General features: G+C 65.2%; 10 protein-coding genes and 1 pseudogene. 3 read left to right on the top strand and 8 right to left on the bottom strand.

Annotated features, from left to right (window positions below; genetic code table 11):
* Positions 1 to 799 (bottom strand): hypothetical protein (locus WAZ62_RS08770; RefSeq protein ID WP_422643145.1); only part of this gene is annotated, 799 nt, incomplete at its 3' end.
* A gap of 133 nt (positions 800 to 932) precedes the next feature.
* On the opposite strand from WAZ62_RS08770, the gene WAZ62_RS08775 reads away from it, so the two are divergent.
* Positions 933 to 3521 carry a flavin-containing monooxygenase gene (locus tag WAZ62_RS08775; protein WP_422643146.1) on the top strand — a complete coding sequence of 863 codons (2589 nt, stop codon included), beginning with the start codon at positions 933 to 935 and terminating at the stop codon, positions 3519 to 3521.
* Positions 3522 to 3539: 18 nt separating this feature from the next.
* Here the strand turns inward: WAZ62_RS08775 and WAZ62_RS08780 are convergent, their stop codons facing one another.
* The 7 genes and pseudogenes from WAZ62_RS08780 to WAZ62_RS08810 form a co-directional block, all read right to left on the bottom strand.
* Positions 3540 to 3947 (bottom strand): GFA family protein, encoded by a 408-nt coding sequence (locus WAZ62_RS08780; protein ID WP_422643147.1) that lies wholly within the window; start codon positions 3945 to 3947, stop codon positions 3540 to 3542.
* Between the two features lie 35 nt (positions 3948 to 3982).
* Positions 3983 to 4426, bottom strand: coding sequence for a cupin domain-containing protein (locus WAZ62_RS08785; protein ID WP_422643148.1), 444 nt, complete (start codon positions 4424 to 4426; stop codon positions 3983 to 3985).
* Positions 4427 to 4684: 258 nt separating this feature from the next.
* On the bottom strand, positions 4685 to 5449 hold the full coding sequence (locus WAZ62_RS08790) for a hypothetical protein (protein ID WP_422643149.1): 765 nt from the start codon (positions 5447 to 5449) through the stop codon (positions 4685 to 4687).
* Between the two features lie 69 nt (positions 5450 to 5518).
* Positions 5519 to 6046: pseudogene (locus WAZ62_RS08795) on the bottom strand (IS5 family transposase); the annotation flags it as partial.
* Between the two features lie 781 nt (positions 6047 to 6827).
* Positions 6828 to 7358, bottom strand: coding sequence for an exonuclease domain-containing protein (locus tag WAZ62_RS08800; RefSeq protein ID WP_422643150.1), 531 nt, complete (start codon positions 7356 to 7358; stop codon positions 6828 to 6830).
* Positions 7359 to 7391: 33 nt separating this feature from the next.
* The gene (locus WAZ62_RS08805; protein WP_422643151.1) at positions 7392 to 9014 is read right to left on the bottom strand and encodes a fumarate hydratase; all 1623 of its coding nucleotides are present in this window, start codon (positions 9012 to 9014) and stop codon (positions 7392 to 7394) included.
* 53 nt (positions 9015 to 9067) lie between these two features.
* On the bottom strand, positions 9068 to 9592 hold the full coding sequence (locus tag WAZ62_RS08810) for an SspB family protein (protein ID WP_422643152.1): 525 nt from the start codon (positions 9590 to 9592) through the stop codon (positions 9068 to 9070).
* A 117-nt stretch (positions 9593 to 9709) separates the two neighbouring features.
* Here WAZ62_RS08810 and WAZ62_RS08815 point away from each other — a divergent pair, with 117 nt between their 5' ends.
* A complete protein-coding gene (locus WAZ62_RS08815; RefSeq protein WP_422643153.1) occupies positions 9710 to 10387 on the top strand; it encodes a cysteine hydrolase family protein in 678 nt (225 codons plus the stop codon).
* Between the two features lie 57 nt (positions 10388 to 10444).
* Positions 10445 to 11819, top strand: a 1375-nt coding sequence (locus WAZ62_RS08820) for an acetyl-CoA carboxylase biotin carboxylase subunit (protein WP_422643154.1), incomplete at its 3' end; no start/stop codon positions are given.

Consider the following 11819-nt stretch of genomic DNA (forward strand, 5'->3'; position numbering starts at 1 on the left):
CGGCGAGGATGCCGCTCTGCCGCGGCCGCCCGTTGCGCAGGGGGCCGGGGCGCAGCGACAGCCAACACCAGCTGGTCCGCGCATCGACGCGGACGATGAGGCTGTGTTCCGCCCGCAGGGTCTCGCACCAGTCCTGAACGATCGCCTCGATCGAGGGCAGCGGGCCGGCGCGCTGGGGCATCTCGCGCAGGGTGATGGCCAGATGCCGCCCTTTCAGCGGATAGCCGAGGCGGTGTGACGCCGCCTCGACATCCACCGCCGGGTCCTCGATGACACGGCGGACGGCCTCGACCAGGCTCAGCGACCGCTCCCGCGCGAGGCGCTCCAGCTCGCGGCGATGCTCCTCCGACAGGCGGGCGGTGATGAGGTCGAGCCAGGCCATCATGTAGGACGTGCCGATCTTGACCACATCGACGGCGACCGGCCCCTCCGGGCCGTGGTCGCGCACCGCGTCGGCCCAGACCTCGTTCAGATACTGGATGCCGATCGGATAGGCGCGGAAGACGAAATTGCCCGTCAGGCCCTGTTTCACCAGATCCCGGGTCAGGGCGATCACCTCGTCGGTCGGGGTGAAGGTCTCGAGCGGCACGCCCCGGCTCAGGTAATCGAGAATGCCGGAGGTATTGGCCCGGCAGGTGGTGAGCACGGTATCGCCAGCGCCGAAGGCGGCGATCTCGGGCATGCGCGCGCCAATGTGGCGGGCGATCTCGCCGCCGATGGCCGGGGCGCGCGGCACCAGCACGGTGGCGACGCGGCATACCCAGGCGGCGGCATCGGGGGCAGGGGGGCGGGCGGTCATGGCGCCAGACCGCATGAATTGCGCCAAATGGTCAAAATCGGCATGAGTTTCTATCCATTCGCCCGAAGACGCCGGGGGTGATTTTTGCCAGATTTCTTCCACTAACAACAATAATTCACGGGAGGAGGGCAGAATGCCCCAGCATCACGACATCGTCGTCATCGGCGCCGGTTTTGCCGGTTTGTACGCAGTGCACAAATTCCGCGACGAACTGGGCCTGTCGGTCAAGGGTTTCGACGCCGCCGGCGGCGTGGGCGGGACCTGGTGGTGGAACCGCTATCCCGGGGCGCGCTGCGATATCGAATCCGTCCATTACGCCTATTCCTTCTCGGACGAGATCCAGAAGCGCTGGACCTGGAGCGAGCGTTTCGCCGCCCAGCCGGAAATCCTCGCCTATCTCGAATTCGTCGCCGACACCCTCGACCTGCGCCGCGCCTTCACCTTCGGAACCCGTATCGCCAGCGCGGTGTGGGACGACGAGGATCACGTCTGGACCGTCTCGACCAGCGACGGCGACGTCTGCACGACGCGCTTCCTGATCGCGGCCAGCGGCAATCTCTCGATCCCCAAGCCGCCCGATTTCGCGGGGCTGGAGCAGTTCAGGGGCGAGGTCTATACGACCAGCCAGTGGCCGCATCGCCCGGTCGACTTCACCGGCAAAAGGGTCGGCATCATCGGCACCGGCTCGACCGGGATTCAGGTCATTCAGGAGGTGGCGAAACAGGCCGGGCACCTCACCGTGTTCCAGCGCACGCCCAATTTCGCCCTGCCCCTCGGCAATGAAAGCCTGCCCGAGGAGAAGCGCCGCTGGGTCGCCGATCATCACGCGGAAATCCGCGCCGGCGCCCGCGAGAGCTTCATGGGCATTCCCTTCGAGCGGCCGGAAATCTCCGGCACCCTCGTGCCGGCCGAGGCCCGCAAGGCCAAATACGACCGGCTGTGGAGCAAGGGCGGCTGGCCGCTGCTGGTCTCGTCCTATGCCGATGTATTGTCCAGCCAGGCGGTCAACGACGATGTCGCCGATTACGTCCGCGACAAGATCAGGGCGCGGGTGACCAAGCCCGGGGTCGCCGATCTTCTGTGCCCGACCGACCATCCCTTCGCCACCAAGCGCCTCGCCTTCGAGACCGACTATTTCGACGTGTTCAATCGGGACAATGTCGACCTGATCGACGTGCGGGCGACGCCGGTCGAGCGCCTGACCGAAGGGGGCATCGTCGTCGGCGGGGTCGAATATCCGCTCGACGTGCTGATCTTCGCCATCGGTTTCGACGCGGCCACCGGGCCGCTCGTGCATCTCGGTCTCGTCGGCCGGAATGGCGCCACGCTGGCGGAGCGGTGGAAGGACGGGCCGCGCAATTACCTCGGCATCGCCATGCATGATTTCCCCAATCTCTTCACCATCACCGGGCCGACCAGCGCCGTCGCGCTCTACAACAACCCGCTGGCGATCGAGGATCACGTCGATCTGGCGACGGATGCGGTGCGTTACACTCTCGACCGCGGCGCCGACCTGATCGAGGCGACGGAGGAAGCCGAGGACCACTGGTCGCGCATCGTCAACGGTCTCCTCGGCCTGACCCTCTTCCCCAAGGCGAAGTCCTGGTACATGGGCGCCAATATCGAGGGCAAGCGCACGGGCACCTATATCTTCACCGGCAGCGCCCAGCTCTATCGCCAGATGACGGCGGAGATGCAGCAGGTCGGCTATGGCGGCTTCGTCGTCGGTACGCGGAAGGCGGCGCTGCCGCCCATGATGAAGCTCGATCCCGCCGTGCTCGGCCTCATGGGCGTGTTGCAGGGCCAGGGCACCAAGGCGCTGCACGACTGCACGGTCGAGGAGACGCGCGCCCTCGTCGACAGTTTCTCGATGCTGCAGGGCGACGCAAGGGACGTCGAGGTGACCGCGACCACCTATCCGACGGCGGCGGGCGAGCGGCCGCTGCGGGTCTATCGGCCGAAGGGCAGGGGCGGGCTTTTGCCGGTCGTCGTCTTCTGTCACGGGGGCGGTTTCATCGCGGGCAGTATCGACGCCGTCGACAAGCCGTGCCGGGCGCTGGCCGACGATCTCGGCCTTGTCGTCATCGCGCCGAGTTACCGGCTGGCGCCGGAGCATCCCTTCCCGGCGGCGACCGACGATACATTCGCCGCCGTCGACTGGGCGGCGCGGAATGCCGCGCGCTTCGGCGGCGATGCGGACCGGCTGGTGGTGGCGGGGGAAAGCGCCGGCGGGTTGCTCGCCGCCGTCGCCGCCCTGCGTGCAAGGGATGCCGGCGGGCCGCGCCTTGCCGCGCAGATCCTGATCACCCCGGCCATCGACGGCGCGGTGAAAACGGCGTCGAGGGTCGAATATGCCGAGGGGCCGATCCTGTCGACAAAGGCGGCGGAAGGCATGTTCGCCGCCTATCTGGCAGGCACCGGGGCGGAGATGTCGCCGCTCGCCTCGCCCGTCCATGCGACGAGCCTGGCCGGGCTGCCGCCCTGCCTCGTCCTGTCGGCGGAATGCGATCCCATGCGGGACGAGGGCGAGGATTACGCCCGCCGCCTCGCCGGGGCGGGGGTCGAGGTGCGCTCGATCCGGCTGGACGGGCTGATCCATGCCGCCTTCAGCATGGCGGGGGTGATCCCCCGCGCCCGGGACTTCACCGTAGAGATCGGTGCCTTCCTCGACGACGTCCTCGGCCGGGCCGAGCCCCAGCCGACCCGCGCCGCCGGGGAGTGAGGCGAGGGGCCGGCACCCTCAAGGGGGGCCGGCCTCATCCTCGAAGCGGCTGCCGTTCTCGCGGTCGCGCGTGTAACCCTTCACCTTCGGAAAGGGCGGCAGCCAGGATTCGCGGCGAATGGTCCAGAGTTCGTAGGTCGGCCGGAATTGATCCGGCGCATCGAGGGCGCCGAGGTTCACCTCGACCTCATCCCCGCTGCGGGCGAAGACCGGCGAGCCGCAAGTGGGGCAGAAGAAGCGCCCGGCATACTCCCGCGCCTCGCCCGCGATGCTGACCGCCTCTTGCGGAAAGATCGCGGAGGCATGAAACAGCGCGCCATGGTGCTTGCGGCAATCGAGACAGTGGCAGAGCCCGACGCGATACGGCCGCCCCCGGGCCTCAAGGCGGAGCGTGCCGCACAGGCAGCCGCCGGTGAACCGCTCCATCCCGTCTCTCCTTCGTCACGCGGTGGTGGCGGTGCTCAGGGCTTGACCTCGGTATTCTGGGTCACGCCCTCGGGCACCTGGTCGATCACCAGCAATTCGACGGGCACGGTGCCCGTGTTCTCGCCATAGTGCCAGTCGGCCAGCAATTCGACGATGAAATCCCCCGGCTTGTAATCAAATCGCTTGCCGCTGTCGGCGGCATAGACCGCGAGGGTGCCGGCCTCGACATAGGCATAGCGATGATGCGGATGCCGATGCACCGGCAGCTTCGCCCCCGGCTGAATGACATAGCGCGAAACGATCACCGTCGCCGGCCCGTCCGGCAGGGTGATCGGCTGACCCGTGACCGTGGCACTGCCGGTGAACACGGGCGTCACCGTCACCGCCTTGTGGGCATCGTCCGCCCCCGCCGCGGCGGGAAGCAGCAGGGAGGAGAGCGCAAGGCCCAGACCCAGCCGCCGCATGATCTTTGTCGTCATTGTCGCGATACCCCCAATTTGGGGAAACCATCGCTCATTGAGGGCCGGTCGTCCAGCGATGTCACTGGCGAGCGAGGGCGAGTGGCCCGTCCCGAAACAAAAAACCCTCTCCGCCCTTCAGGGGGGAGAGGGTAGGGTGAGGTGGGATGCCGGGTATCGAATGCCGAGTCTTTCCCCTCAAGGGGCGCAGAGCGGATAAGTCGCCTGTAGAATTAGCTATAGCGTCCCCTTATCTTAAGCCAGTCGATCAGGAGGAATCTAACGGCCCAGTTCCTCCAGCATCTTGCGCCCAAATTCGTCGACCGTGTTGAAGTCGGCGAGTAACTGGGGGTGTAATACGATCTGATGCGCGTTTTCGGTGCGCGAATGTGTCATCCAGGGACGGAAACGACCCAGTTTCTTTTGCTCGGCTTGCAGCCGGCCATATTCCTCAAACTTGCCCCCGCGCATTGCGTCACCCGATGCGCGTTCAAGTCGCTTGTATTCGTCCACTACATCTGGCGTGACTATGAACGGCGGGATGTAGAGCGGAATCCGGTGGGCGAGTGCATCGCGAAAATCCTTGATGTTTTTGAACCAATTGTCCCGGCTGGCAATGTAGTCTGAGAACTCCTTGGAGAACCGATCGCGGACGGCTTTGCTCCCCAGACTCACGGATTGCGGATCGAGAGCCGCTCCGTCCCGCCTCGTCACCCCCTTCTCATAGACAAAAATCCAAGCAAGGTTGTCCAGGCAACCGAATGTATTCAGCATGAAGGACTGAATCGCGATGGTCGCATCAACGACAGTGTCGCGCTCCGGTATCGCGTCCAATTCGGGTGGTAGAAGGTCGAACACGAGATCGACGGCACGAATGAGGGTTCCGAGCCTCCGCGCGAAACCGTGCTGGGCATATTCCTCTGCACGGGCATCCCTATAACCGCGCACTAAATAACGCTCACGTAGATTGACGAACGCGCGGTTCGCTGTCTCCCTGCCTTTATGGAGTGCGGCTATCTGCGCATCCGAGTAGAACGAGGCCATCGTGCCCTATCCCGGCAGTCCGAAGCGAGTCAGCCAATCCGATCTCACCTGGCCAGGCGGACTTGCCAGATTGAGGACCATCTGCGCGCCCGCGCTGTCGGAGATGTCGGCCGCGGTCAGATCGACCATGAGCAGGCGGCCATCCGTATCCACGGCGAAATGGCGCTTCCGCCCGACGATCTTCTTGCCGGCATTGTAACCCCTTGTTTCGGCGTGGGGAGCCCTGATCGACTGGCTGTCGATCACCGCCGCCGCGAGGCTTGCTTCACGCCCGGCCTGCACGCGGTTCAGCATCATTTCGACATCGTGGATCGTCTGGAGCATGAAACGCCGCCCCAGTTCCCGGACCCAGCCATAGACCGTCCGCCAATGACCGAAATGCACCGGCAACATCCGCCAGCCACAGCCTGACCGCACCAGATAACGCACCGCCTTGATCACTTCCCCGAATTCGATCTCCCGAGGCCGGCCCAGCCGGCCGGGTGCCGGCATCAGCGGCGCGATTCGCCCCCATTCCTCTTCGGTCAGATCCGACGGATAGCGCTTCGTCTTGCAGGTGACGCTAGCCATCCGGCCTCGCTGCTTTGGCGTCCACATCCAGAGATTGAATAATAAACCGCACTCGACCGGAAGCCCCAAATCCGAATTTTCAAACAGCTCGAACTCCGAAGCCATATCCGGAATCCCATTCACCGCCCCAACACCCGCACCATCCCCCGTAGATCCAGCCCCGTCTCGCGCAGGGCGTGGTGGACGATGAGGCCGCAGGTTCTGGCGTCTTCGGTGGCGTCGTGGTGGCGGAAGCTCATTCAGAGTTGGCGGAAGAGGTTGGCGAGACGGTCGCCGCCGTCGAGGCCGGGCCAAGCGGGGCGGGCGATGAAGATGGGGGGTGGGCCAGAGGCAGTCAGGAATCGCGAATTTGAGGATGCTGAACTGAAAATTCGGTGCATTGGAATTGTTCAACTAAAGTATATGCTCCGCTATTCTGCAAAAAATATATCAATGCCGGTCTGCGAAATAACATTCATCAGCATTTCCGGAGCCCAATTCACGGCCGACCGAGACGATAGTTTCTTGACCTCTCTTCGTATATTTCCTTATGCAGGATTTGCAAACCTTCTCGACCGGATATTGTTCCGATGTACGATCAGAGTTCATGTTGCCCCAGAGAGTGCATTCGTTAAATTTTCTCATGATCAATTCCCATTTTTTCTATTGATGGATTTTATCGTTCTCTGAAAGAAAGTAAATGGTTGCGTTCGGCTTTTGAAAAAAATTACTGGTTGTGCTGATTGGGATGCTGCGAGTTTTTGGGCTGCGATATTGGGCGCTCGGGGACTCTAATTTAGCTTCAAGTCCGCATACAGTACTCTCCCATTCACCGCCCGAGCGCCCGCACCATCCCCTGTAGATCCAGCCCCGTCTCGCGCAGGGCGTGGTGGACGATGAGGCCGCAGGTTCTGGCGTCTTCGGTCGCGTCGTGGTGGAGGAAGCTTATGCCGAGGTGGCGGGCGAGGTTGGCGAGGCGATAGCCGCCGTCGAGGCCGGGCCAGGCGCGGCGGGCGATGCGGACGCTGTCGAGCCAGAGGCAGTCGGGCATGTCGGCGCCGAAGCGATCGCAGGCCGCGGTCAGGGCGCCGCGGTCGAAATAGGTGTGGCTGACCACGATGGCGCCGTCGAGCCGGGGGGCGAGGGCCGAGAAGGCGGCGGCGAAATCGGGGGCGCCGGCCACAATGTCGTCGTCGATGCCGTGGATGCGGATATTGAACGGCGCGAACATGCAGCCGGGCTGCACGAGGGTGCCGAAGGCCTCGGTCTCGCCGACGGCGTCGAAGCCGACGACGCCGATCTGGCACACCGACCAGGGCATGGCCGCTGCGGTTTCGACGTCGAGGGCGAGATAACGCATGGCGCCGCCCGCCCCCGTCCGTCCTGAAGCCGCTTACATCAGGTTGGCGAAGAAGTCGTTGCCCTTGTCGTCGACGACGATGAAGGCAGGGAAATTCTCCACCTCGATCTTCCAGACCGCTTCCATGCCGAGTTCCGGATATTCCAGCACCTCGACCTTGCGGATGCAATTCTGGGCCAGGATCGCGGCCGGGCCGCCGATCGAGCCGAGATAGAAGCCGCCGTGCTTCTTGCAGGCATCGGTCACCTGCTTCGAGCGGTTGCCCTTGGCCAGCATGACCATGGAGCCGCCCGCCGCCTGGAACTGGTCGACATAGCTGTCCATCCGGCCCGCCGTGGTCGGCCCGAAGGAGCCGGAGGCATAGCCGGTCGGCGTCTTGGCCGGGCCGGCGTAATAGACCGGGTGGTCCTTGGCGTATTGCGGCAGGCCTTCGCCGGCGTCCAGCCGCTCCTTCAGCTTGGCGTGGGCGATGTCGCGGGCGACGATCATCGGGCCCGTCAGCGACAGGCGGGTGCGGATCGGATATTGGCTGAGGGTCTTCAGGATCTCGGCCATCGGGCGGTTCAGGTCGATCTGCACCACCTCGCCTTCGAGGTCGTCATGGGTGACCTCGGGCAGGTACTTGGCGGGATCGTGTTCCAGATCCTCGAGGAAGACGCCGTCCTTCGTGATCTTGCCGAGGATCTGGCGGTCGGCCGAGCAGGAGACGCCGATACCGACCGGGCAGGAGGCGCCGTGACGCGGCAGGCGGATGACGCGGACGTCGTGGCAGAAATATTTGCCGCCGAACTGGGCGCCGATCCCGGTCATCTGGGTCAGCTTGTGGATCTCGGCTTCCAGCTCGCGGTCGCGGAAGGCGCGGCCCAGCTCGTTGCCTGTGGTCGGCAGGTCGTCGAGATAGCGGCAGGAGGCGAGCTTCACCGTCTTCAGGGTCAGCTCGGCCGAGGTGCCGCCGATGACGATGGCGAGGTGATAGGGCGGGCAGGCCGAGGTGCCGAGGGTCTTGATCTTCGCCTCGACGAATTTGAGCAGCGAGGCCGGGTTCAGCAGGGCCTTGGTCTCCTGGTAGAGATAGGTCTTGTTGGCCGAACCGCCGCCCTTGGCGACGAAGAGGAACTTGTATTCGTCGCCCGGGGTCGCATAGAGGTCGATCTGCGCCGGCAGATTGTTGCCGGTGTTCTTTTCCTTATACATGTCGAGGGGCGCCATCTGGCTATAGCGGAGGTTGGTCTCCGTATAGGTGCGGGCGACGCCGCGCGAGATCGCTTCCTCGTCCTTGCCATCGGTCCAGACATATTGGCCGCGCTTGCCCATGATGATGGCCGTGCCCGTGTCCTGACACGAGGGCAGCACCATGCCGGCGGCGACATTGGCGTTCTTCAGCAGCTCCAGCGCGACGAACTTGTCGTTGGGCGAGGCTTCCGGGTCCTTCAGGATCGAGGCGAGCTGGGCGAGATGCCCGGGGCGCAGCAGATGCGAGACATCGCGGTAAGCAGCGAAGGTCAGGGCCTCGATCGCCTCGGGTGCCACTTCGAGCACGCGCTTGCCGCCGACCACGATTTCCTTCACGCCGTCCGACGTGATCTTGCGCCAGGGGGTGTCCACCTTGTTGGCGGGGTCGTGCTCGAACATGTCCTGATAGGCGAACGCCGTCATGGCCGGAAACCTTCTGGAATGGAAAAAACGATGGGGAGGGGCGGGAAGCGCCCTTATTTCTTGCGAAATGCGTCCAGGGTCAGGACTTCGCCGCGCTTCTCGCCCGGGGGCGGTGTCTCGGGCTCGGGCCTGTCCTCGACGCTCTCGTCGCGGTGCAGGGTGGAGAGACTGGCGGTCTCCGTCGGCGCCGGGGTAGCGGGGCGGACGGCCGGGGCTTCCTCGCCCGTCGGCTGGAACTGCAGGCCGAACTGCACGGAGGGATCGAAGAAACCGCTCATGGCGGTATAGGGCACCACCAGGCGCTCGGGCAGCTTGTTGAAGTTCAGTTGAACCTCGAATTCCGACTCGGACGCCTTCAGGCCCCAATACTGGTGCTGAAGGACGATGGTCATCTCGTCCGGATAACGCTCGCGCAGATGCTCGGGGATATCGACGCCCGGCGCATTGGTCCTGAACGAGAGGTAAAGATGATGGTTGCCGGGCAACCCCTGGGTCGCGATCCGGGTCAGCGCCTGACGCACGACGCCCCGCAGCGCGTCCTGTACCATGCCGCTATAATTCATGAAGTCCTTGGCCATCACTCTGAACTCTGTTCTGGGTTGCCCCGATAAAGGCCCAGCCTATCGCCGCAACCGCGACAGTCAATGACGGAGGGGGCGGGGGCCATATGCACAACACGTAGCGGAGTAGCAAAAGTGACCGATTTCCGCCAGATCCCGGCGCGCCCCTATGGTTTCCCCTACGATGGTCCCATTGACCCGGCGCGGACGGCGCTGCTGGTCATAGACCTGCAGGTCGATTTCCTGTCGCCGGAGGGCTATTTCGCGTTGAAGGGCTATGACCCGTCGCGCCTTCGCGCGATCCTGCCGGCGGTGAATCGCCTGTTGAAGGCGGCGCGGGCGGCCGGCTGCACCATCGTTCATACCCGCCAGGGCTATCGCGCCGACGGCGCCGACCTGACGGCTTACGAGCTGTGGCGGCGCGAGCGGGCGGGCATGACCGGCACGCGCGCCCTGATGCGGGGCCAGCCCGGTTTCGAGATCGTGCCCGAGGTCGATGTCGCGCCGGGCGATATCATCGTCGACAAGACGGCGAATGGCGCCTTTTCCCATACCGACCTCGACCACATCCTGCGGGCGCGTGGCATCACCCACCTGATGTTCACCGGCTGCACCACCGATGTCTGCGTCCACACCACCCAGCGCGAGGCTTGCGACCGCAATTACCAATGCCTGCTGATCGAGGATGCCTGCGCCTCGGGCGATCAATATGCCCATGACGCGACGATCCATCTCACGCAGGTGGAGGATGGCATCTGGGGTGTGGTCGCCAAGGCGGCGGAGGTGATCGCGGCGCTTGCACCCGCTTTGTGAACGAAGCAGCGTCTCCCCGGGCCGCCGACAGAAGCGGCAAGTCGAGGAGAAGTTGCCTTGTTCCGCCGCATCCTGATCGCCAACCGGGGCGAGATCGCCATCCGCATCGCCCGTGCCGCCGCCAGCCTCGGCATCGACAGCATCGCCGTCTTCGCCGAGGACGACGACCGCTCGCTCCATGTCGCGGCGGCGGATCGGGCGGTGGCATTGACGGGCAGGGGCGTCGCCGCCTATCTCGACGGGGCGCAGATCATCGCCGTGGCGAAGAGCGAAGGCTGCGATGCCCTCCATCCCGGTTACGGTTTCCTGGCCGAGAACGCGGGCTTCGCCGAACATTGCAAGGCCGCCGGCCTCACCTTCATCGGCCCGTCGCCCGAGACCCTGGCCCTGTTCGGCGACAAACTCGCAGCGCGGAAGCTGGCGGAAAGCGCGGGTGTGCCGGTCGCGGAAGGCACGGCCCGGCCGGTCGATGTCGGCTGCGCCGAAGCCTTCATGCGGAAACTGGGCGAGGGTGTCCCGGTCATGGTCAAAGCGGCGGCCGGTGGCGGCGGGCGGGGCATGCGTGTCGTCGAGACAGTGGCCGACATGGCCGAAGCCTTCGAGCGCTGCCGCTCGGAAGCCAAAGCCGCCTTCGGCGACGACCGTATCTTCGTCGAGCGTTTCATTCCCGCAGCCCGCCATGTCGAGGTGCAGGTGCTGGGCGATGCCCTCGGCCATGTCGGCCATCTGTTCGAGCGGGATTGCAGCCTGCAGCGCCGCCACCAGAAACTGGTCGAAATCGCGCCGGCCCCGGGCCTGTCCGAGGCGATGCGCGGGAAACTGTTCGAGGCGGCGCTGAACCTTGCCCGGGCCGCACATTACCGGACCGTGGGCACGGTGGAATTCCTGGTCGCGCCCGATGAAAGCGGCTTCTGGTTCATGGAGGCCAATCCAAGGCTTCAGGTCGAACATACGGTGACCGAGGCGGTGACCGGTATCGACCTCGTCGCCGCGCAGATCCGACTCGCCGCCGGGGCCGCCCTGTCCAGCCTCGGCCTCGATGGCGTCGCGCCGAAGGGCTTCGCGATCGAGGCGCGGATCAATCTCGAAGTGATCGCACCGGATGGCGCGGCGCGGCCGGCGGCGGGCGTGATCGCGACCTACGAGCTGCCGGGCGGGCCCGGCATCCGCGTCGATGGCGCGGGCTATGCCGGCTATCCGGTCAATCCCGGTTTCGATCCGCTGATCGCCAAGCTGATCGTGCTCGACGGCAGCGGTGAATTCCCCCGCGCCGTCGCCGCCCTTCGCCGCGCCCTGCGCCAGACCAGGATCGAGGGGGTGGCCAGCAATATCGCCTTCCTCGAAGCCCTGCTGGCGGAGGAGGCGGTGGCGGAGGGCCAGCTCGACAACCGGCTGGTGGAGCGGCTGGGCAGCCGGCTGGCCGGGGCTGTCC

This window comes from Zavarzinia sp. (assembly GCF_049306435.1).
Taxonomy (GTDB): domain Bacteria; phylum Pseudomonadota; class Alphaproteobacteria; order Zavarziniales; family Zavarziniaceae; genus Zavarzinia.

Coding starts and splice junctions, on each gene's coding strand:
- WAZ62_RS08775 (WP_422643146.1), top strand. CDS start 933: ATGCCCCAGCATCACGACATCGTCGTCATCGGCGCCGGTTTTGCCGGT.
- WAZ62_RS08780 (WP_422643147.1), bottom strand. CDS start 3,947: ATGGAGCGGTTCACCGGCGGCTGCCTGTGCGGCACGCTCCGCCTTGAG.
- WAZ62_RS08785 (WP_422643148.1), bottom strand. CDS start 4,426: ATGACGACAAAGATCATGCGGCGGCTGGGTCTGGGCCTTGCGCTCTCC.
- WAZ62_RS08790 (WP_422643149.1), bottom strand. CDS start 5,449: ATGGCCTCGTTCTACTCGGATGCGCAGATAGCCGCACTCCATAAAGGC.
- WAZ62_RS08800 (WP_422643150.1), bottom strand. CDS start 7,358: ATGCGTTATCTCGCCCTCGACGTCGAAACCGCAGCGGCCATGCCCTGG.
- WAZ62_RS08805 (WP_422643151.1), bottom strand. CDS start 9,014: ATGACGGCGTTCGCCTATCAGGACATGTTCGAGCACGACCCCGCCAAC.
- WAZ62_RS08810 (WP_422643152.1), bottom strand. CDS start 9,592: ATGGCCAAGGACTTCATGAATTATAGCGGCATGGTACAGGACGCGCTG.